A 20,891-nucleotide genomic window follows, 5' to 3' on the forward strand; every position below is an offset into this window, starting at 1 on the left:
AATAGATTGATAATTTTCCACACAGTAATCGACAAAGTATGGAATACAGTACATCCATAGCCTGAGGCTCGGCCTCAGGCGACCCATTTCTACGAATCCTTCCCCCTGAAAGGCACCCCATGACCACGTCCACCCCACGCAACACCGAGCACCGCCTGCAGGTGGCCACCAGCCTGCACAGCTTCATCGAAGACAAAGTGCTGCCCGGCACCGGCATTGCGCCCGAGGCGTTCTGGAAAGGTTTTGACGCCATCGTGGCCGATCTGGCGCCCAAGAACATCGCCCTGCTGGCCGAACGCGACCGCCTGCAGACCGAGCTGGATGCCTGGCACAAGGCCAACCCCGGCCCCATAGCCGACATGCCCGCCTACAAGGCCTTTCTGCAGAAGATCGGCTACCTGGTAGAGAGCCCCAAGAAGGTCAAGATCAGCACCAAGAACGTAGACGCCGAACTGGCCACGCAGGCCGGCCCGCAGCTGGTGGTGCCCGTGCTGAACGCCCGCTACGCACTGAACGCCGCCAACGCGCGCTGGGGCAGCCTGTACGACGCGCTGTATGGCACCGATGTGATCAGCGAAGAGAACGGCCAAGAGAAAGTAGGCCCCAAGGGTTACAACCCCAAGCGCGGCAAGCAGGTCATTGAATACGCACGCCACGTGTTGGACCGCACGGCCCCGCTGAAGAAGGGCTCGCACGTCGGCTCCACCGGCTACCGCGTCAAGGGTGGCGAACTGGTAGTCACGCTGAAAGACGGCAGCACCTCCAAACTGGCCGATAAGGCACAGTTCATCGGCTTCCAGGGCAATGCCAAAGACCCATCCAGCGTGCTGCTGCAGCACAACGGCCTGCACCTGGACATCACCATCAACCGCGCCACGCCCATCGGCAAATCGGACGCCGCCGGCGTGGCCGACCTGGTGCTGGAAGCAGCCCTGTCCACCATCCTGGACCTGGAAGACTCCGTGGCCGTGGTGGACGCCGAAGACAAGGTGCTGGCCTATGGCAACTGGCTGGGCATTCTGCAAGGCACACTGGTCGAGCAGTTCGAGAAAGGTGGCAAGACGCTGACCCGCGGCCTGAACGGCGACCGCGTCTACACCGCACCCGATGGCAAGAAGGACGTGAAGCTGCACGGCCGCAGCCTGATGTTCGTGCGCAACGTGGGCCACCTGATGACCAACCCAGCCATCACCTACACCGCTACTGACGGCAGCACGAAAGAAATCCCCGAAGGCATCATGGACGCAGTGGTCACCACCACCATCGCCCTGCACGACCTGAAGAAGACCAAGAAGGACGCCATCCGCAACTCGCGCAAGGGCTCGGTCTACATCGTCAAGCCCAAGATGCACGGCCCGGCCGAAGTGGCCTTTGCCGCCGAGCTGTTCACCCGCGTCGAGAAGATGCTGGGCCTGGCCGACAGCACCGTCAAGCTGGGCATCATGGACGAAGAGCGCCGCACATCGGTCAACCTGAAGGCCTGCATTGCTGCGGCCGAAAGCCGCGTCGCCTTCATCAACACCGGCTTCCTGGACCGCACCGGCGACGAGATGCACACCGCCATGCAGGCCGGCCCCATGATCCGCAAGGCGGACATGAAGAGCAGCGCCTGGATCCAGGCATATGAGAAGAACAACGTGCTGGTGGGCCTGTCATCCGGCCTGCGCGGCAAGGCGCAGATCGGCAAGGGCATGTGGGCCATGCCCGACCTGATGAAGGCCATGATGGAGCAGAAGATCGCCCATCCCAAGGCCGGCGCCAACACCGCCTGGGTGCCCAGCCCCACCGGCGCCACACTGCACGCCCTGCACTACCACCAGCTCTTGGTCAGCGATGTGCAGAAGGAATTGGAAAAGACCAACTACGAGAAGGCCCGCGACGGCATTCTGGACAACCTGCTGCAGATCCCCGTGACCGCCACGCCCAACTGGAGCGATGCCGACAAACAGGCCGAACTGGACAACAACGCCCAGGGCATCCTCGGCTATGTGGTGCGCTGGGTGGACCAGGGCGTGGGCTGCTCCAAGGTGCCCGACATCAACGACATCGGCCTGATGGAAGACCGCGCTACGCTGCGCATCAGCAGCCAGCACATGGCCAACTGGCTGCACCATGGTGTGGTCACCAAAGCCCAGGTCGAAGAAACCTTCACCCGCATGGCCGCCAAGGTCGACAAGCAGAACGACGGCGACAAGCTCTACACCCCCATGGTGGGCAACTTCAACGGCGCGGCCTACCAGGCTGCAACGGAGCTGGTGTTCAAGGGCCTGGAGCAGCCCAGCGGCTACACCGAGCCGCTGCTGCACGCCTGGCGGTTGAAGGTGAAGGCAGCCGCCTGAGCTTCAGGCTCTGTAAGCCGCTCCTGATTTAGGAGCGGCTTACGAGCATTCCACGGGGCTAGCGGCCGATTTGGCACTTGCCCCTCGCTACAGAACGGCGCCTTCGGGTGCCGTTTGCTTTTGGGGCATACGCCCCACTGCGGCTTGGTACCATCGTCCCCCATGTCTGCCGCAAAACTCACCCTCTCCCGCCTCGAAAACCTGCTGATGACCGCGTGCGATGCGCTGCGCGGCAACATGGACGCCAGTGAGTACAAGGAATACATCTTCGGCATGCTGTTCCTCAAGCGTGCCAGCGACCTGTTTGACGAACGGCGCGAGGCCATCAAGGCCGAGGGCAAAGCCGCTGGCCTGCGTGCGGCCGACATTGCGCTGAACCTGGAAGACAAAGACCAGTACTCTGGCAAATACTTCTACGTGCCACCCCGCGCCCGCTGGAGCGACGAATGGATCGATGAATCCGGCAACCGCCAGCCCGCTCTGAAGCACACCAAGGTCAACGTCGGCTCCATGCTCAACAAGGCGCTGGAGGCTCTGGAAGACGACAACGCCGACGCATTGCAAGACGTGCTCAAGGGCACCATCAACTTCAACCGCAAAATTGGCCAGACCACGCTGGACGACGACACGCTAGTGGACTTCATCCAGAACTTCGACAAAATTCCGCTGAAAGACAGCGACTTCGAATTCCCCGACCTGCTGGGCGCAGCCTACGAATGGCTCATCAAGTACTTTGCCGACTCTGCGGGCAAAAAAGCGGGCGAGTTTTACACCCCGGCCGAAGTGGTGCGCATTTGCGTAGAAATCTGCGATCCCGCCGATGGTATGCGCGTGTATGACCCTACGGTGGGGTCCGGCGGCATGCTCATCCAGGTACGCGACTACGTGCGCGAGAAAGGCCAAAACGCTACCAACGTCCCCCTCTTTGGCCAGGAGAAGATGGGCACCACCTGGTCCATCTGCAAGATGAACATGCTGCTGCACGGCATCCCTGATGCAGACATCCGCCAGCAAGACACTCTGCGCGAACCCCAGCACCAGGACGCAAATGGCCAACTCCGCCGCTTTGACCGCGTGCTGGCCAACCCCCCATTCAGCCAAAACTACCTCAAGAAAGACATTAAATTCCCCGGCCGTTTTCCGGTGTGGATGCCAGAGAAGGGCAAGAAGGCCGACCTGATGTTCGTGCAGCACATGCTGGCGGTGCTCAAGGCCGATGGCCGCCTGGCCACCGTCATGCCCCACGGCGTGCTGTTTCGCGGTGGCGAAGAGCGCGAGGCGCGCAAACACTTCATTGACAGCGGCTACCTGGAAGCCGTCATTGGCCTGCCCGGCAACCTGTTTTATGGCACCGGCATACCGGCCTGCATTCTGGTGCTCAACAAGGCGGGCGCGGCGCAACGCAACCATGTGCTCTTCATCAACGCCGACCGCGAATACCGCGAAGGCAAGGCACAAAACCACCTGCGCGCCGAAGACATCGACAAAATTGTCCACGCCTACCGCGCGGGGCAAGACATCACCGCCTACGCCCGCCGTGTGCCGGTGGCCGAAATCAAGGCAGACGACTACAACTGCAACATCCGCCGCTATGTGGACAACGCTCCACCGCCCGAGCCGCACGACGTGCGCGCCCACCTGCACGGCGGCGTGCCGGTCAACGAAATCGGCAACCTGGTCCATTACTGGCAAAACTACCCCGGCCTCATCGATAGCTGCTTCTCGCTGCGCGCAGCTCCCGAACATGGCACCCACTATGCCGACTTCACCCCCGCCCTGCACAGCCAACGTGCCATTGCGGACCACATCGCCCAGCACCCCGGCGTGCAGCAGGCCCAGAGTCAGTTCATGCAGCAGCTGGGGGCATGGTGGCAAGCGCACCTGCCCATCATCGAAGCTCTGGCCCCCGACGCCACCAACCAGCACGCCACCCGGCGCAACGTGTACGCCGTGCGCGCCGCGCTGCTGCAAGACCTGGAGCGCAGCTTCTGCGGGGCGCCCAATGAAGAATCCGCCGCTAGCCCTCGTCAAACCTTGCTCACGCGCTATCAAATCAGGGGCGCGTTTGCCAACTTCTACCGAAGCCTGGCGTCTGACCTCAAATCCATTGCAGCCAGCGGCTGGGGCCCGGAGCTGATCCCCGACGACGACATCCTGCAAAGCCAGTTCCCCCAGGTGTTGGCCGAGCTGGAGAGCCAATACGCCCGTCTGGCCGAACTGCAAGCCCTGTTCGCCGCCGCCAGCGAAGAAGACTTTGAAGACACCGAAGACACGGGCGTGCTGCCTGCCGACGACGTGAAGTCGCTAAAAACCTCACTCAAAGACGCTAAAGGCATGTCCAAGACCGCCAAGCGCGACCCAGCATTGGGTGACTGGAAGACCTTTGCCGAAGAAGCCGAGCGTATCGAAGCACAACTGAAGCGCCACAAGGCGCTGGAAGACGAGGCAAAAACCCTCAAGGCCCACATCAAAAGCACCACCGAGAAGCGCGACGCGCTGGTGGAGCAAGCCCGCAAAAAGATCAGTACGGATGAGGCCCGCATCATCATCATCCAGCGCCTGGGCCAGGTGCTGATGGCCAACTTCCAACACTACCTGCGCGCCGACCAGCGGGCTTGCGTGGCGGCGGTGGAAAACCTGTGGCGCAAATACGCGGTGACCGCCAAGCAGATTGAGGCGCAGCGGGATGCGGCGGCGGAGCAGTTGCAGAAGTTTTTGGTGGAGTTGGGGTATGCGTGACCCACTACAAACCGAGCGAAGTGTGCGCTTGGACTCGCTGGCTGAAATTGATCCTGAAGCTTTGCGTGAGTCCACAAGCCCACGATACAAGTTTAAGTACGTCGATATTTCGTGCGCTTCCAGCGGAAAGTTGACGCTTCCGTCTGACTTCATCGAATTTGCTAATGCGCCGAGCCGAGCAAGGAAAATACTCAGGGACGGGGATGTGATCGTTTCCACGGTACGCCCCAATCTCAAAGCATTCGCTTATTGCCGATTAGCCGATGGGCCGTACATCGCATCCACGGGCTTTGCCGTGTTGCGCGCTAAAGAAAATGTCGATGCTTATTTTCTTCTCTCTGCGCTGTTGAGTGATGATCTAGGCAAGCAAATTGAGAGCCATGCTGTAGGGTCAAACTATCCGGCAATCAACTCATCCGATGTTCGTCGCCTCAAAGTTCCAGCCTTTGATTTCAAAACTCAACGTGCAATCGGAAAAGTTCTTGGCACCATCGACACCGCCATCGAACAAACCGAAGCGCTGATCGAGAAATACCAGCACATCAAAGCCGGCCTGATGCACGACCTCTTCACGCGTGGCGTGCTCCCCAACGGCCAACTGCGCCCACCCCGTGAACAAGCGCCCGAGCTGTACCAGGAAACGGCGATTGGATGGATTCCGAGGGAGTGGCGCGTTGCTAACTATGGCTCTCAGGTTCAGATCATCGACCCCAACCCGAGTCATCGTTACCCGAACGAAGTAGCTGAAGGTGTCCCAATTTGCTCGACAGAGAATTTCGACGGCACCGACAACTTCGACCTATCGCGAGCCATTGCTGTTCCGCATCAGTCTTACGTAGACCAAAACAATCGTTGCTGCTTTGAAGCTAGTGATGTCGTCTTCGCTCGAAAAGGGAGAATCGGTCTAGCCCGGCGCTATGGTGAGGTCAAAAAGGTCTTTAGTCACACCGTTGTGCTATTTAAGCCAAAGACGGATGACATTGATGCCCAATGGTTACTGTGGGCCGCTCGTTCATTTTGGTTTCTTGGTGCGATTGACAGGACGATGAACTCCAATTCGGGGGTTCCTACGTTGGGGGTCGACTTCATCAGCAAAGTTTCCATTCCGTTCCCCGCCGTATATGAGCAGTCGATCGCTGCTCAAAAGCTCAACGGCGTTAGTATCAAATTGAATTCGCTCCACCAAGACCTTGAAAAATTAAAAGCGAAGAAACTCGGCCTCATGCAAGACCTACTCACCGGCAAAGTGCCGGTCTCGGTAGATGCTGAACACAAGGAGCTAATGGCATGACTCCAGAGCGTCCGGTGTCCTTGACCCCACCGCCCAGCGGCTACGCCCAGTGGCTGGCGGACCTGAAGAACCGCATCCACACCGCCCAGCAGCGTGCGACGCTAGCCGTCAACCGGGAATTGGTGGCGCTGTACTGGCACATTGGCCACGACATTCTGGCACGCCAAAGCAACGAAGGCTGGGGCGCCAAGGTGATTGAGCGGCTGGCGCATGATCTGCGCACGGCGTTCCCGGACATGAAGGGGTTTTCACGCGCCAACCTGATGTACATGCGCGCTTTTGCCGAAGCATGGCCCAGTGTTGAAATTGTCCAACAGGCTGTTGGACAAATGCCCTGGGGACATAACCTGGTGCTGCTTACCAAGCTCAAGGACCCTCAATTGCGCCTGGCCTATGCCGACCGAGCCATCCAGCATGGCTGGTCGCGAGCCATGTTGACGATTCATATCGAAACCCGTTTGCTAGAGCGTGAAGGCAAGGCCTTGACCAATTTTGCAGACCGCTTGCCTGAGGCTGGCTCGGACTTGGCGCATCAAACGCTCAAAGACCCTTATGTATTTGACTTTCTGGGGGTTGGCAGCGAGGCCCATGAACGCGAACTGGAATCTGCTTTGGTGCAACACATCACCCGCTTTTTGTTGGAGCTGGGCGCAGGCTTTGCGTATGTAGGCCGACAGGTGCCACTGGAAGTTGGGGGTGACGACTTTTTCCTCGATCTACTGTTCTATCACCTCAAGCTGCGTTGCTATGTGGTGGTTGAATTAAAAGCCGACAAGTTCAAACCCGAGCATTTGGGGCAACTGGGCTTTTACCTCGCCGCCGTCGATGCGCAAGTCAAGGCCGAGCAAGACGGCCCCACCATTGGCCTGCTACTGTGCAAAAGCAAGAACAAGGTGGTGGCGGAATACGCTCTGCGCGACTCCTCCCGGCCCATGGGGGTGGCCGAGTATCAGCTGGTTGAGTCTTTGCCTGCCACCCTGAAAACCAGCCTGCCCAGCATTGAACAGTTGGAGCGGGAGTTGACAGACGACGAAGACGGGGATGTAGTGGGCTTGCCATGAGCGAATACAGCGAGGTAGAGCGCCCCTTCTTGCAGCAACTCGCCGCCCAGGGCTGGACGGTGGTGGACCAGGGCTGCGCCAACATCCCCCAAGACCCGGCGGCCAGCCTGCGCACCACGTTCCGTGAATGGCTGCTGCCCGGTGTGTTTGATGAGGCGGTGCGCCGCATCAATCCCCTGCCCAACGGCACGCCCTGGCTCACCGACCGCCAGTTGGATGACCTGCGCAGTCAGTTGCTGCGCCAACCCAACCGCACGCTGCTGGAGGCCAACGAGGCCATTCAGGCCCTGCTGTTCAAGGCCCAGGTCGATGTGAACGAGGCCACGGGCGAGGCCGACCCGGTAGTGCAACTGATTGACTTTGCGCACCCTGAGAACAACACGTTTCACGCCATCAACCAGTTCCGCATTGACACGCCAGGCTGCGTAAAGGCGTTCATCATTCCGGACATTGTGTTGCTGGTGAATGGCATACCACTGTGCGTGGTGGAGTGTAAAAAGGGTTCGGAGACCTGCGCCAACCCCATGGCGGAGGCTTTTGTGCAATTGCAGCGCTACATGAGCAAGCGCCCCGAGACGGCAGCCGCGGGCCTGCGCGAAGGGGAGCCACGGCTGTTCCACAGCAACCTGCTGCTGATTCGCAGCTGTGGGCTGGAGGCCGACTACGGCACCATCACCTCCAGCGAAGAGCACTTTTACGACTGGAAGACGCTCTATCCGCAAGACGATGCGGCGCTGGAGGGCATGAGCGCGCAGCGGCGCCTGGTAGCGGGCATGCTTACCCGGCACAACCTGCTGCACATACTGCGCACCAGTGCCCTGTTCATGGACACTGACGGCGGCCCGCGCATCAAGGTGGTGTGCCGCTACCAGCAGTACCGCGCGGCGGCCAAGATACTGCAACGTTTGCGCACGGGCGCCACCAGCCTGGAGCGCAGCGGCGTGGTGTGGCACACGCAAGGCTCCGGCAAGTCGCTGACCATGGTGTTCTTGGCGCGCATGCTGCGCAGCAGTAGCGACCTGAACGACTACAAGATTGTGCTGGTGAACGACCGGCAAGACCTGGAAGAGCAGTTGGGAGAGACGGCCACTCTCATCGGTGCGCGGGTGAATGTGATTGAAACCCGCAGTGAATTGCGTCACCAATTGGGCACCGACAGCTCGGACGTGAACATGGTGATGGTGCACAAGTTTCAGGAGCGCAAGGAAACACTGACCAACACCGTGGCCGAGGCCTTGGGCACCTACTTGGCCATACCTTCGGGGCAACCCTTTGGCGTGGTGAATGCGTCGGCGCGCATTGTTCTGCTGGTGGATGAAGCGCACCGCACGCAGGGGTCTGACTTGGGGGACAACCTGTTTGAGGCCTTCCCCAATGCAACGCGCATCGCTTTTACCGGCACGCCGCTGATTACCGAACGGCATGCAGGACGCAAGACGCACAAGCGCTTTGGCGAGTACATCGACAAGTACAAGTTGATGGATTCCGTGAACGATGGGGTTACGCTGCAAATCCTTTACGAAGGCAAGACGGCAGACACAGCCCTCAACGAAAAACATGCGTTTGACACGGCATTTGAAGACTTGTTCAAGGAACGCAGTGCAGAGGACTTGCTGGCCATCAAGAAAAAGTATGGCGCCACGGGTGATTTGCTGGAAGCAGAAAACCGCATCAATGCCATTGCGAAGGACTTGGTAACCCACTATGTGGACAACATCTTGCCCAATGGCTTCAAGGCGCAGGTCGTGTGCCACTCCAAGCTGGCATGCATTCGCTACCAAAACGGCATACGCACCGCGCTGAATGAACGCATCGCCAAAGAGGGGCAAAGGGCAGCGCCAGACGCCGAGCTGATTGCGCGGCTGAAGTTCTTGAAGACCGCGGTGGTGATTTCGTCGGACGGCACGAATGAGGCAGCCTTTGTGACACAAGCGCGCAAGGAAGCCGTTCGCCTGAACGCAACCGGCAACTTTTGCAAGGCGTTCAACCAGGACGACCCGGATGCCATCAACACCGGTATTGCCTTTTTGATTGTGTGCGACATGCTGCTCACCGGCTTTGATGCGCCGATCGAGCAGGTGATGTACATCGACAAAAAGCTGCGTGAACACACACTCTTGCAAGCCATCGCACGTACCAACCGTGTGTCGCGTGACAAGAAGCGTGGCTACATAGTGGATTACATCGGCCTAGCCAACCACTTGACCGAGGCACTGACCATTTACGCCGCCAGTGACGAGCTGGACGAACTACAAAGTGGTCTGCAAAGCATCAGCACAGAGCTGCCAGTGTTGGAAGAACGCTACCAGCGGCTGCTTCAGCACTTCGATGCCCTAGGCGTTCAGAACATCAAACAGTTTGTCAACGGCGATCTCCCCGACCTAGAGGCAGAAGCTGCGGTGGTACACGCGGCGGTCAGCGCACTCAAGAACGAGAGGCAGCGCGCCGATTTTGATGTGTACTTGAAGAAGTTTTTGATGAGCATGGACATCGTGTTGCCGCATGCATCTGCCCAGCCCTACCGCGTGCCTGCGCGTCGGTTTGGCTACATCTTGGCAGTCACCAAGGAGCGCTACAAAGACACCAGCCTGAACCTGGGCAACGCGGGCGAAAAGGTGAAGGCGCTGATCAATGCGCACCTGATCAGCCTGGGCATCAACCCCAAAGTGGAACCCGTGGAGCTACTGGCACCGGACTTTATGGAGAAGCTGGCAGCCCACGCGGGAAAGAACGCCGCGGCCAAGGCCAGCGAAATGGAGCACGCCATTCGCAAGCACTGCACGGTGCACCATGACGAAGACCCAGCATTCTTCAAGAGCCTGTCCGCCAAGGTGGATGCGTTGATAGAAAAGCACCACGAGCAATGGGACTTGCTGGCAGAAAAGCTTGCCGAGCTGCGTACGGAAGCCGTAGCAGGCCGCAAGCAAGGCAGTAACGGCATGGGCCGCGAGGCCACTACCTTCTTTGAGCACATTGTGCAGGTAGGGTTTGCGGATGGTAGGGTGCCCGACGCTGACGCGCCTGCACTCAAGGTTTTGATGGAAAAGTTGGTCGAGGTCTTGCAAGAAACCATTGGCAGCCTGGATTTTTGGATGAACGCGGACCAGCAGAAACGTGTACGCGGTGCCATCAAGACTGAAATTGCGAAGGCGAGCATTGAAGAACTCAAGACCAACCGCGAACGTGTGACCGTTGAAGTGATGAAATTAGCTAAAAATCGCCACGAAGCACTGATACGTGGCGACAAGGCAAAGGAGGCGTAAATGCAAGTGCGCCAAGTACAAGACATTCAGTACCAGTTGCTGCCGGGTGCAGAGCGACGAACCACCGACATCGTTATTGAGCGGGACGGCATGGTAAGCGTGCGCCCCCCGCTGCGCATGACGCCCGAGCAGGTGGACGCAACCGTGTTCTCCAAGCGCATGTGGATCTACCGCAACCTTGCGGAATGGCGCGACCTCAACGCCACCAAGGTGGTGCGAGAGTGGGTCAACGGCGAGTCATTCTTGTATCTGGGCAGCAGTTATCGCCTATTGCTGGTGGAGGAGCAGGACACAACCCTCCAACTCAAAGACGGGCGCTTTCAGTTGCTTCGCTCGGTCGTTGCGAAGGGTGGCAAACATGCAGCCCAAAAAGCGTTTGAAGCTTTCTTCAGAGACAAAGGCTTGCCACGCATTCAACAAAGGGTGGCTCACCTTGCACCCCGTGTGGGCGTCACAGCGGGCAACGTGCAGGTGAAGGACTTGGGGTTTCGCTGGGCCAGTTGCATGCCAAACGGAGACTTGCACTTTCACTGGAAGTGCTTGATGGCCCCGCTCACAGTGATTGACTACATCGTGGTGCATGAGCTCTGCCATATGCGGCACCGCGACCACTCGGACGCGTTCTGGAATGAAGTGGACAAAGTGTTACCAAACTACCGCGAACGCAAGGAATGGTTGCGGCAGCGTGGGGCGCACTTGGACCTTTGAGTGCCCGATATCCAAAACATCGGCCTGATGGAAGCCCCCGTAAACCGCTCCTGATTTAGGAGCAGATTACGCACATTCCACGAGGGCTAGCGGCCAATCTGGAATTAGCGCCCGGCCTGCATCGCCGGCCGCGCCTGGACACGCCCCAGCCATCGCTGCACGTGGGCATGGTCGGCCACTGGGGCGCCGATAAAGGCGCTGTAGCCCATCACCGATCCCACCAGAAGGTCCACGAGCGAATACGTGTCACCCAGCATCCAGGGCTGGCGCGCCAGCCTGGCATCGAGCAGGGCCAGCAGTGCATTGAGCTCAGCCTTGGCAGCGTCGGCATGGGCGCTGCTGCGCAGTGCCTCGTCACCCAGGGTCGCGCGGTGCAGACGCGTCAACACCGCGCCATAACTGACATAGGCCCAGGCACACCACGAGAGGGCTTGCAGGCGCTCGGGTGTGCCGGCCGCCGGCCACAGCCCGCGCTCCACGCCATAGGTCTCGCCCAGCCACAGCTGGATGGCCAGCGCCTCGAACATCGGCGCGCCGTCGACGGTCAGCGTCGGCACCTTGGCATTCGGGTTCAGGGCCAGGAAGTCCGGGCGGTGCTGCTCGCCGGCCCGGATGTCGATCTTGACCCGCTCGTGCGGCAGGCCCAGCTCGGCCAGAGCGCAGGCAACAGGGGAGGCGCTGGACATGGGATGCCAGTACAAAACGATGGAGGACATAGTGTGTTTTCCTTGTGAAACACCGGCACAGCGCCGATGACGGTGTCACTGTAGAAAGCATTGCGGACAAATTCGGCCCTCAATCGTGGCTATAGTGGCCAGATATGTTGAGTGCTTCCTCACGACTGCTGCGCCTGCTGTCCCTGCTGCAAACCCGGCGCCATTGGGCCGGGCCCGAGCTGGCCGAGCGCCTGGCCGTGCATGCGCGCACCCTGAGGCGGGACATCGACCGGCTACGCGCGCTGGGCTATCCGGTTGCAGCCAGCAGCGGCGTTGCGGGTGGTTATGCCTTGCGGCCGGGCCAGGCCCTGCCGCCGCTGCTGCTGGACGATGACGAGGCGCTGGCCGTCGCCATCGCCCTGCGCACCGCCGCCTCCGGCCGGGTCGGTGGCATCGAAGAGCACGCGCTGCAGGCCATGGTCAAGCTCGAACAGTTGATGCCGCTGCGCTTGCGCCAGCGCGCCGATGCGCTGCGCTCGGCCGTGCACGCGCTAGATGCAGTCGGGCCCAGCGTGGATGCTGGCCTGCTGACTGATATCGCCGGTGCCTGCCGCGACCAGTTGGGCCTGGCATTCGACTATGTGGATGCGAAGGGCGGGCCCAGCCGGCGGACGGTAGAGCCACAGGGCGTGGTCCACACCGGCAGCCGCTGGTATCTGGTGGCCTGGGACTTGGCACGCAGCGATTGGCGCACCTTCCGCATCGACCGCATTGCCGGCGGCGTAGCGGTCGGCGGGCACTTTGCGCCGCGCGTCGGCCCCGATGGCGGCGATCTGCGTGGCTTTGTTGCACGCTCCCTGGTCATTGCGCCCGATGCCGAGCAGGCCCGGGTGATCCTGCACGCGCCACTGGCCCAGATGGCCGCCCGCATACCGGCCACATCCGCGCGGCTGGAGGCGGTCGATGGCAACGCAGAGCGCTGCCTGCTGCAATGCGGCGCCCATGCCATCGATTCACTCGTCTACTGGCTGATGGTGCTGGATGTCGAGTTCGAGGTGCTGGAGCCGCCGATCCTGCGGGACCGGCTGGCACTGGCAGGACAGCGGCTCATGCGCAGCGTGGTCAGGCGGCCTTGACCCAGGCGCTGCGGTGGTCGGCGGCGTACTGCTCCAGTGTGATGGGCGGGCGGCCCAGCAAGGTTTGCACGGCATCTGTGGTGCGCTCGGAATAGCCCAACTTGAAGTAACCCAGAATCATCAGCAAAAACTCGGCATAGGCCGGTGGCAAGCCCGCCTGCAACAAGGCACTGCGCATATCGCCCTCCGGGATGTCCTGGTAGGTGATCGTCTGGCCGGTGGCCTTGGACAAAATGGCGGCCACCGCATCGTGGTCCATCGCCACGCCGCCGGTCAGGTCAAAGTCGCGGTTGTTGAAGTCATCTGTGCTCAGCAGCCGCGCCGCCACGGCGGCGATATCGCGGGCATCAATGAAGCTGCCCTTGGCGTTGGCCACCGGCAGAAAAATCTTGCCCTGCGCCAGAATGCCCTGGATCCAGAAGGTATTGAAGTTCTGCATGAACCAGTTGGGGCGGATGATGTTGTACGCCAGCCCCGAGGCCTCCAGATGCAGCTCGGCCTTGCGCATGGGCGCGTTGTCATCGGCATTGGCCCCCATGGCCGACATGAAAACGACCTTCTGCACCCCTTGCGCCTTGGCAGCGTCAATCACCGGCTTGAGCAGTTCGTCCTGGTTGGTATAGCCGGGTGGGGACAGCATGAACACCTTGCTGACACCGCGCAGCGCAGTGTCCAGGCCGGCGCCGGTCACCAGGTTCAGGTGGACCTCGGTGGCGGCGTCGGCGACGGGGCGGCTGGTGGCTTTGCGCACGCTGTGCCCTGCCGCGCGCAGCAAGCGCACCAGTTCAGAACCGACCGTGCCGTTGGCACCGATGACGAGTGTGTGGGACATATTCATTTCCTAAGGAAGAGTGGTTGATGGGCGAATGATCCGCCCAAACATCCGTACTACGAATAGACAAAAATACGCTTTTCATGTCCAATAGTACAAAACCAGCACTTCTTCCCATGGATCTATTGACCGACATCTTCCGCCAGGCAGGCCTGCGCCGCCGGCTTCTGGACCAACGCCACCTGCGCGATGCCACCGCCCTGCAGTTCCCGTGCGAACGCAGCATGGGCTTGCACGTGGTCACTGCCGGGCAGGTGTATTTGCATTCCACATCTCTGCCCCAACCCCTGTGTCTGCAGGCCGGAGACATGGCGATCATGGCGCGCGGCTGCGTGCACTTTGTCAGCACCCATGAAGACCTGGGCGCTGTGCAAACAGTGGCCCTGGACCACGCATGGCCCGCGCCCGAAGCGGGTGCGTCTGATAGCGCTGTGCCGCAGAACGCACTCATCAGCGGCGCCTACCAGTTCTGGCACACTCCCGTGCACCCCTTCTTTGCCGAGATGCCCGACTGGCTGGTGCTGACCACACAGGATGGTCCCTACCCCCCTGCCATCGCACACAGCATGCAACTGCTGCAGCAGGAGCTGACGCTGGGCGCGCTGGGCAGCGAAACCCTGGTCTACGGCCTGCTGGACGTGATTTTTGTATTGCTGATGCGCGAGATGCTGCAACGCCAGGGCAAAGACACACCACCCTGCTGGAGCCACGGCATCCAGGACCCGCAGGTGATGAAAGCCGTGCAAGCCATGCACGACGACTGCGCCCGCGCCTGGTCGCTGGACGCGTTGGCACAGCATGCAGGGCTGTCGCGCACCAGCCTGGCCGAGCGCTTTCGCGAATCCATGGACAACACGCCCCTCAACTATTTGCGCACGGTACGCATGCAAAAAGCCATGGCCGCGCTGAGCGAGTCGGAGCGCTCACTGGAGCAGATCGCGCAAGAGGTGGGCTACACCGATGCGTTCAGCTTTTCCAAGGTGTTCAAGCGCACCGTGGGTGTGGCGCCGCGGGACTTTCGTAGGCAGGATATGCAGGATAGGTCGCTGGCCTGGCGGATTGCCTGACGCCAAGCTCTTTCGCAGCGTCGCTTGCGACATTTTTGCGGAATGAGTAGGCCCCACACCGCTCGCGACACCCCTCTGCCTGAACGGACTAACGCGTGGAACGAAGCCGATCATTTGCAAAGACACCTCTATACTTTGGATTTCGCTGAGAGGTTCGATGCGCCGCTTCGTCTTTCTGTTTCTGGCTGCCTACTCTGTCAGCGCCTGCTTACTCTTAATTGTTGCAAGCCTGTTAAGTCTCAAGAGTGCCGCCATATTGGGAATAGCGCCGTTGCTCGCTGGCGCGTTCTTCTCAGCCCATTTCTTTGTCAAGCGAAATGCTCGACTTCCCAGCGCTACGGAAGCGACCTCCTTTGCCTGGCAGTCACTCGTCAGTGTTGTGGTGCTGTCAGCAGCTATGGTGGCGGCATCAGGTGACATAAATGCATTTAACAGTCTGAAAAGTCTGGGAAAGCTCTTTCAGGCAGGAGTACTCGGCGCGTTCTTAATCATGGCGATCATCGTGATGATTGCAATTTCATACTTCGCTGTTCGCTGGGCCTTCACTTGGTATGCAAAGCAAACATTCGCTGATAAACAGCGAAAAATGCATAACAACGGCGGTGGCCAAGTCGGCTCTGGTTCCAGCGCTGGGTCTATTTCTACGCTAAATGCGACACCTCGCTGGGTCAGGACATCGTTGACAATCTCCGCTGTGTGGGCGGCAATCATCATTGGGCTTGCGGTGAAGACGATCGTCCAAACACCGTCTTTTGAGATTGTTGCCGCTGAGCCATGCCCTCAGCTACTGCCGCGACTGGCTGAAAGTGTTGAACGGAATTTGCAGTCGATGAATTCACGCTTCTTCGTCAAATTTTTTGTCTGGCAAGACGCCAAGACGGGTACTGAACTCTCACCGTATCGAACAGGTGAGCAAGCACTCAGTTGTGATACTTTGGAACGCCGCGCAAGGTCATTTGCGCTTGGCGCTCAAGCTGGAGTCATTCAGCCTCAGGTTTACCCGCGCAAGGGAGTTCTGGGACTACTCATAGTCCTTCCCATGTTTGCCTTTCCGCTTATCGCGTATCTCTGCCATCGACCATGGTCAACCCGGTAGCCACCTCGGTGTGAGCACAACCATGGCGTGCATCTTTAACTACCGAGGCAACGTTAAGTCCCTAGCCTACGCGCTATTCGGACGCCGCCGACCGGTTCAAAGTCAATGAAGCAGTCACAGGGCCAGGGGCGCGCTTAAGCGTGCCGCGTGCGATATTCTTGCGAGATGCCCACAGCCGACACCCTGCAAGCGATAGACCACATCTACCGCCGCGATGCGCGGCGCGTCTTCGCCACGCTGGTGCGCCTGCTGGGAGACTTCGATCTGGCCGAAGAAGCCCTGCACGAAGCCTTTCGCGCCGCGCTGGAGCAGTGGCCCGAGCAGGGTGTGCCAGCCAACCCCACGGCCTGGCTGGTGTCGGCCGGGCGCTTCAAGGCCATTGACAGCATCCGCAGGCAGGCACGTTTCACGTCCACCGAAACCATGGAACAGCCGCTGGATGCGATTGCCGATGAGACGCTGCCTGCCGCCGACGCGTCATCCGCCGAGCTGGAAGACGACTCGCTGCGCCTGATCTTCACCTGCTGCCACCCGGCCCTTGCGCCCGATGCCCAGGTAGCGCTCACGCTGCGCGAGGTCTGTGGCCTGACCACCGAAGAGATCGCCCGCGCCTACCTGACGCCTGCGCCCACGCTGGCGCAGCGCATTGTGCGCGCCAAGGCCAAGATCCGAGACGCAAAAATCCCCTACCGTGTGCCCGAGGCGGATGAGCTGGCCGAACGCATGCCCAGCGTGCTGCGGGTGCTCTACCTGGTGTTCAACGAAGGCTACTCGCCATCATCCGGCGCGCTGCTGACCCGGGCAGACCTGTCGCACGAAGCCATACGCCTGATGCGGCTGATTGCCACCGTGTTGCCGCCACCGCCCCTGGCCGAAGTGCATGGTCTGCTGGCGCTGATGCTGCTGCACGAGTCGCGCCGCGCTGCGCGTACCGACACGGCGGGCAACCTGGTACCGCTGGAGGAACAGGACCGCGCGCTCTGGCAAGCCGGCCTGATAAGCGAGGGCTGTGCCCTGGTGGAGCAAGCCCTGCAGATGCCCGGCATTGGCCCCTATGCCTTGCAGGCCGCCATTTCCGCGGTGCATGCAGAGGCCACAACCGCCGACCAAACCGATTGGGGCCAGATCGTCGGGCTTTACGACGAACTGCTACGCATAGAGCCTTCGCCTGTGGTCGCGCTCAACCGCGCGGTCGCTGTGGCCATGCACAGAGGGCATGCAGAGGGCATTGCGCTGGTGGATGATCTTTTGAAACTGCCTGCCCTGCAGGATTACCACCTGGCCCACGCTGCACGGGCCGACCTGTGCCGCCGCTTGCAGCGCTGGGACGAGGCGCGCGCCGCCTACCAGGCGGCCCTGGCCCTGGTGCAGCTGGAGCCCGAGCGCCGCTTTCTGGAGCGGCGGCTGGCAGAGCTCACCCATTAATTAATTTCAAAAATATTTTTCTGTGGATGTCGAAAAGGCCGCGGCCCGTTCGATTAGTTGTTTTAAAACCTGCCGCACACCGGCAACCAACCCCAAGGAGCCCTCCCAAATGCAAATCACGGTTGAAACTCTTATCCACGCGCCCGTCGCCAAGGTCTGGAGCGCCTACACCACCCCGGCCGACATCGTGCAGTGGAACGCCGCGTCTGACGACTGGCACACCACCAAATCCACCGTCGACCTGCGCGAGGGCGGTGCCTTCTCGTCACGCATGGAGGCCAAGGACGGCAGCTTTGGCTTTGACTTTGCCGGCACCTACACCAAGGTCGTGCCCAACCAGCGCATCGAATACGCCTTTGGCGACCGCACCGGTACCGTCGAATTTATCGAGGGGGCCGATGGCGTCACCGTGCGGTCCACCTTTGATGCCGAGACCGAACACCCGATTGAACAACAGCGCTTCGGCTGGCAATCCATCCTCAACAAATTCGCCCAACACGTGGAGACCTCCAAATGAACAAGTCCACTCTAAAAGCGATAGGGGCCGCGCTGGCCCTGGTTGCATCCGGCTGCGCACTGGCGGCACCGGTCAGCTACACCATTGACCCCACCCACACCTTCCCCAGTTTTGAGGCCGACCACATGGGCATCTCGGTCTGGCGGGGCAAGATCAACAAAAACGCCGGCACCGTGGTGCTGGACAAGGCCGCCGGAACCGGCACGGTGGAGATCGCGATTAATTTGGCTTCCATCGATTTCGGATTACCCGCGTTGAACACCTGGGCGACTGGCAAAGACTTCTTCAACGTGAAGAAGTCGCCCCGCGCAACATACAAAGGCACATTGGAAAAGTTTGTGGATGGCAGCCCTACGCAGGTCAGCGGTGAGCTGACGCTCAATGGCCAAACGCACCCGGTCAACCTCACCATCCACCGTTTCAAGTGTGTCCCCCACCCGATGCTCAAGCGCGAGCTGTGTGGCGCAGACGCCAGCGGCACGTTCAACCGAGACGCCTTCGGCCTGTCTGCGGGCAAGGACTATGGCTTCAACATGGATGTGGGCCTGCGCATCCAGGTGGAAGCCATCGCGGCGCAGTAAAAGAGGAACCTGCCATGAAGTACCTCTGCCTCGTCTACCTCTCCAAAGAGAAGTGGAGCGCCTGCCCCGACGCCGTGTGCTTTGAGGCCGCCAAGGGCCTGCAGGCCAGCGGCCACCTGCTGGCCGCCGAACCCCTGCACCCGGTGGAGACCGCCACCACGCTGCGCGTGCGCAACGGCCAGCTGTCGATGACCGACGGCCCCTTTGCCGAAACCAAGGAGCAACTAGCGGGCTTCTACCTGCTGGAAGCCAAGGACCTGAACGACGCCATCCGCCTGGCCAGCAAGATACCGCCAATACAGCACGGCAGCATCGAGGTGCGGCCCGTGCGGGAACTGGATGTCAACGGATTCCAGTCGTTCACGCCCGTCACCCAGACAAGCCTCTGAGGAGTCACACCATGACCCACACGAAGACAATTTTCATCAGCCTGCCCGTGGTCGACCTGGCCAAGTCCGTGGCTTTCTACACGGCCCTGGGTTTCACACAGAACGCCCAGTTCAGCGACCCCACGGGCGCCTGCATGGTCTGGAGCGAGACCATCAGCGTCATGCTGCTCACCCACGAGAAGTGGCGCACCTTCACCACCCGGCCGATCCCGCCGTCCACGTCCAGCGAGGTGGGGTTCAACCTGTCCTGCGAAAGCAAGGCGGTAGTGGACGCGATGAACGCAGCGGCTGCGGCCCATGGCGGCATCGCCGACATCAACCCGATACAGGACATGGGCTTCATGTATGGCCGCGACATGGCGGACCCTGACGGGCATATCTGGGGCGCGATGTGGATGGACCCGGCCGCGATGCCGGGCGCTGAAGCCAAAGCTTGAGCCTGCACGCCACCACAAGAGAGCCGCTACCAAATCAGTAGCGTCTTTCTCATATGGGATGAGGGCTGGTTGCCTATTTTTGCGTGGGCATCCCGCCACAGGCCAGCCCCTAAAATGGGGGCCATCTGATCGCTTGCCAGCCCGGCCGGCGCACCATCCCCCCATCTATGACCCCAAAATTCGCCCCCATCGCCCTGCTGCTCGCCTCCCTGCTCACAATGGGCAGCGCATGGGCCGCCTCCACCGTCCCCCTCATCGAGCAGGGCACAGTGTTTGACACCAAAGCCCCCCGCACACCGGAGCAGATGCGCGGCTACATCCTGTATGCGGCGGAGACCTTCCGCCCGGAAATCAGTATCAAGGTCGAATCCGACACACCCGGCGCCTTGCAGCTGGAGCTCAACAAGGAAAACCAGTACTACATCTCCTTCCTGTTCACCTACGACGGCGCGGGCTTCAAGGCCAACTACGTCACCAGCAAGAATTTGAACTATTCCGAAGACCGCGACGGCAAGCGCTACATCCACGAGAACACCATGGTCTGGGTCAGCGAAATCATCCGCAGGGCCAAGGCCGTTTACGGCATGCAGTTGACAGCCAAGGGCGAAGTGACCGCCCCCGAAGCCGTTGCCGAGCTGCACTTCCGGTCCACCGGCGCGTCCGACAACGTGTCATTCCGCAAGACCGACGACACCCATGCCTGCGGCAAGTACGACGAAGTGGCACGCATCGCCAACTGGACCGATGCGGAGATCGCCGCGCGAGAGCAAGAGGTGAAGGACTGGAACGCCAAAGGCCCCAACATGACCTCGGCCGAGCGCAGGGCCGAGCCCAAAGCCTTGTTGCCAAACGCCGCCGTGTTTCGCATCCCCGCACTGCGCCCGGTTCAGATCCAGATCGCGTCCTCCGGATTTACCAATATAGACCTCAGCAGCAACGGAGCTCTGAGCGCAAGCCAGACCCGCCGCGTGCGGCGCACCTGCGGCCCGCTCACATTCCGATTCACGCCCCAGGGCGCCAAGAAATATGCCGTGGAGTATGCGGTGAGCTATGCCGAGTCTATGAGTGGCACCTGCACGGAAACGGTGTACGACGTCACCGACCCCGGCCAACGGATCGTCGTGCCCACGCTGGCCGCCGACAACTGCCCGCGTTAGCACAGAGGCTGTGCGGTGGCGGGGGCCCTGCACAACCCGGATTACTATGAATTTGATAGTGCATTGCGTAGCACCGACGAGGGCTAGCAGCCCATTTTCTTTAAATGCCCCTAGCAGAACTAGGCGGAATGCCGTTGCGGGCGCATCCGCGTTTGGGGCAAACTAGGCGCCTTCTTCATAACAACATCAGCAACGGC

Annotated in this window: 17 protein-coding genes; 15 read left to right on the plus strand and 2 right to left on the minus strand. The window is 60.6% G+C overall.

Annotated elements, in window-relative coordinates; genetic code table 11:
* Positions 1–119: 119 nt before the first annotated feature.
* The 6 genes from AC07OO_RS08195 to AC07OO_RS08220 all read left to right on the plus strand — a co-directional run bounded on the left by AC07OO_RS08195 (position 120) and on the right by AC07OO_RS08220 (position 11,401).
* Positions 120–2,339 carry a malate synthase G gene (locus AC07OO_RS08195; RefSeq protein WP_495081552.1) on the plus strand — a complete coding sequence of 740 codons (2,220 nt, stop codon included), beginning with the start codon at positions 120–122 and terminating at the stop codon, positions 2,337–2,339.
* Between the two features lie 162 nt (positions 2,340–2,501).
* Positions 2,502–5,078 carry a type I restriction-modification system subunit M gene (locus AC07OO_RS08200; protein ID WP_495081553.1) on the plus strand — a complete coding sequence of 859 codons (2,577 nt, stop codon included), beginning with the start codon at positions 2,502–2,504 and terminating at the stop codon, positions 5,076–5,078.
* On the plus strand, positions 5,071–6,369 hold the full coding sequence (locus AC07OO_RS08205; RefSeq protein ID WP_495081554.1) for a restriction endonuclease subunit S: 1,299 nt from the start codon (positions 5,071–5,073) through the stop codon (positions 6,367–6,369). The genes AC07OO_RS08200 and AC07OO_RS08205 overlap by 8 nt, the downstream gene beginning before the upstream one ends.
* Positions 6,366–7,430, plus strand: a complete 1,065-nt coding sequence (locus tag AC07OO_RS08210) for a PDDEXK nuclease domain-containing protein (protein WP_495081555.1) — start codon at positions 6,366–6,368, stop codon at positions 7,428–7,430. The genes AC07OO_RS08205 and AC07OO_RS08210 overlap by 4 nt, the downstream gene beginning before the upstream one ends.
* Positions 7,427–10,693 (plus strand): type I restriction endonuclease subunit R, encoded by a 3,267-nt coding sequence (locus AC07OO_RS08215; protein ID WP_495081556.1) that lies wholly within the window; start codon positions 7,427–7,429, stop codon positions 10,691–10,693. Before AC07OO_RS08210 ends, AC07OO_RS08215 begins: the two co-directional genes overlap by 4 nt.
* Positions 10,694–11,401, plus strand: coding sequence for a M48 family metallopeptidase (locus tag AC07OO_RS08220; protein ID WP_495081557.1), 708 nt, complete (start codon positions 10,694–10,696; stop codon positions 11,399–11,401). It abuts the gene before it with no gap.
* A gap of 104 nt (positions 11,402–11,505) precedes the next feature.
* Here the strand turns inward: AC07OO_RS08220 and AC07OO_RS08225 are convergent, their stop codons facing one another.
* Positions 11,506–12,117 (minus strand): glutathione S-transferase family protein, encoded by a 612-nt coding sequence (locus AC07OO_RS08225; protein ID WP_495081558.1) that lies wholly within the window; start codon positions 12,115–12,117, stop codon positions 11,506–11,508.
* A gap of 104 nt (positions 12,118–12,221) precedes the next feature.
* On the opposite strand from AC07OO_RS08225, the gene AC07OO_RS08230 reads away from it, so the two are divergent.
* Positions 12,222–13,193, plus strand: a complete 972-nt coding sequence (locus AC07OO_RS08230; RefSeq protein WP_495081559.1) for a helix-turn-helix transcriptional regulator — start codon at positions 12,222–12,224, stop codon at positions 13,191–13,193.
* On the opposite strand, the gene AC07OO_RS08235 is transcribed toward AC07OO_RS08230, so the two are convergent.
* Positions 13,180–14,025, minus strand: a complete 846-nt coding sequence (locus AC07OO_RS08235) for an SDR family oxidoreductase (RefSeq protein ID WP_495081560.1) — start codon at positions 14,023–14,025, stop codon at positions 13,180–13,182. The genes AC07OO_RS08230 and AC07OO_RS08235 overlap by 14 nt on opposite strands.
* A 116-nt stretch (positions 14,026–14,141) precedes the next feature.
* Here AC07OO_RS08235 and AC07OO_RS08240 point away from each other — a divergent pair, with 116 nt between their 5' ends.
* From AC07OO_RS08240 to AC07OO_RS08275, 8 genes are all read left to right on the plus strand, one after another.
* Positions 14,142–15,092: an AraC family transcriptional regulator gene (locus tag AC07OO_RS08240; RefSeq protein WP_495081561.1), complete on the plus strand. Its 951-nt coding sequence runs from the start codon at positions 14,142–14,144 to the stop codon at positions 15,090–15,092.
* Positions 15,093–15,249: 157 nt separating this feature from the next.
* The gene (locus tag AC07OO_RS08245) at positions 15,250–16,188 is read left to right on the plus strand and encodes an ABZJ_00895 family protein (protein ID WP_495081562.1); all 939 of its coding nucleotides are present in this window, start codon (positions 15,250–15,252) and stop codon (positions 16,186–16,188) included.
* Between the two features lie 165 nt (positions 16,189–16,353).
* Entirely contained in the window at positions 16,354–17,613 is a 1,260-nt protein-coding gene (locus AC07OO_RS08250) for an RNA polymerase sigma factor (RefSeq protein WP_495081563.1), read from the plus strand.
* A 109-nt stretch (positions 17,614–17,722) separates the two neighbouring features.
* The gene (locus AC07OO_RS08255) at positions 17,723–18,130 is read left to right on the plus strand and encodes an SRPBCC family protein (RefSeq protein WP_495081564.1); all 408 of its coding nucleotides are present in this window, start codon (positions 17,723–17,725) and stop codon (positions 18,128–18,130) included.
* Positions 18,127–18,711 carry a YceI family protein gene (locus tag AC07OO_RS08260; RefSeq protein WP_495081565.1) on the plus strand — a complete coding sequence of 195 codons (585 nt, stop codon included), beginning with the start codon at positions 18,127–18,129 and terminating at the stop codon, positions 18,709–18,711. The genes AC07OO_RS08255 and AC07OO_RS08260 overlap by 4 nt, the downstream gene beginning before the upstream one ends.
* A 14-nt stretch (positions 18,712–18,725) precedes the next feature.
* Entirely contained in the window at positions 18,726–19,100 is a 375-nt protein-coding gene (locus AC07OO_RS08265; RefSeq protein ID WP_495081566.1) for a YciI family protein, read from the plus strand.
* Positions 19,101–19,111: 11 nt separating this feature from the next.
* Positions 19,112–19,537, plus strand: coding sequence for a VOC family protein (locus AC07OO_RS08270; protein ID WP_495081567.1), 426 nt, complete (start codon positions 19,112–19,114; stop codon positions 19,535–19,537).
* Positions 19,538–19,704: 167 nt separating this feature from the next.
* On the plus strand, positions 19,705–20,694 hold the full coding sequence (locus AC07OO_RS08275) for a hypothetical protein (protein ID WP_495081568.1): 990 nt from the start codon (positions 19,705–19,707) through the stop codon (positions 20,692–20,694).
* Positions 20,695–20,891: the final 197 nt, after the last annotated feature.

It is taken from the genome of Rhodoferax sp. GW821-FHT07G04, assembly GCF_059418585.1.

Coding starts and splice junctions, on each gene's coding strand:
- AC07OO_RS08240 (WP_495081561.1), top strand. CDS start 14,142: ATGGATCTATTGACCGACATCTTCCGCCAGGCAGGCCTGCGCCGCCGG.
- AC07OO_RS08235 (WP_495081560.1), bottom strand. CDS start 14,025: ATGTCCCACACACTCGTCATCGGTGCCAACGGCACGGTCGGTTCTGAA.
- AC07OO_RS08225 (WP_495081558.1), bottom strand. CDS start 12,117: ATGTCCTCCATCGTTTTGTACTGGCATCCCATGTCCAGCGCCTCCCCT.
- AC07OO_RS08260 (WP_495081565.1), top strand. CDS start 18,127: ATGAACAAGTCCACTCTAAAAGCGATAGGGGCCGCGCTGGCCCTGGTT.
- AC07OO_RS08210 (WP_495081555.1), top strand. CDS start 6,366: ATGACTCCAGAGCGTCCGGTGTCCTTGACCCCACCGCCCAGCGGCTAC.
- AC07OO_RS08205 (WP_495081554.1), top strand. CDS start 5,071: ATGCGTGACCCACTACAAACCGAGCGAAGTGTGCGCTTGGACTCGCTG.
- AC07OO_RS08255 (WP_495081564.1), top strand. CDS start 17,723: ATGCAAATCACGGTTGAAACTCTTATCCACGCGCCCGTCGCCAAGGTC.
- AC07OO_RS08215 (WP_495081556.1), top strand. CDS start 7,427: ATGAGCGAATACAGCGAGGTAGAGCGCCCCTTCTTGCAGCAACTCGCC.
- AC07OO_RS08230 (WP_495081559.1), top strand. CDS start 12,222: ATGTTGAGTGCTTCCTCACGACTGCTGCGCCTGCTGTCCCTGCTGCAA.
- AC07OO_RS08275 (WP_495081568.1), top strand. CDS start 19,705: ATGACCCCAAAATTCGCCCCCATCGCCCTGCTGCTCGCCTCCCTGCTC.
- AC07OO_RS08220 (WP_495081557.1), top strand. CDS start 10,694: ATGCAAGTGCGCCAAGTACAAGACATTCAGTACCAGTTGCTGCCGGGT.
- AC07OO_RS08250 (WP_495081563.1), top strand. CDS start 16,354: ATGCCCACAGCCGACACCCTGCAAGCGATAGACCACATCTACCGCCGC.
- AC07OO_RS08270 (WP_495081567.1), top strand. CDS start 19,112: ATGACCCACACGAAGACAATTTTCATCAGCCTGCCCGTGGTCGACCTG.
- AC07OO_RS08195 (WP_495081552.1), top strand. CDS start 120: ATGACCACGTCCACCCCACGCAACACCGAGCACCGCCTGCAGGTGGCC.
- AC07OO_RS08200 (WP_495081553.1), top strand. CDS start 2,502: ATGTCTGCCGCAAAACTCACCCTCTCCCGCCTCGAAAACCTGCTGATG.
- AC07OO_RS08265 (WP_495081566.1), top strand. CDS start 18,726: ATGAAGTACCTCTGCCTCGTCTACCTCTCCAAAGAGAAGTGGAGCGCC.
- AC07OO_RS08245 (WP_495081562.1), top strand. CDS start 15,250: ATGCGCCGCTTCGTCTTTCTGTTTCTGGCTGCCTACTCTGTCAGCGCC.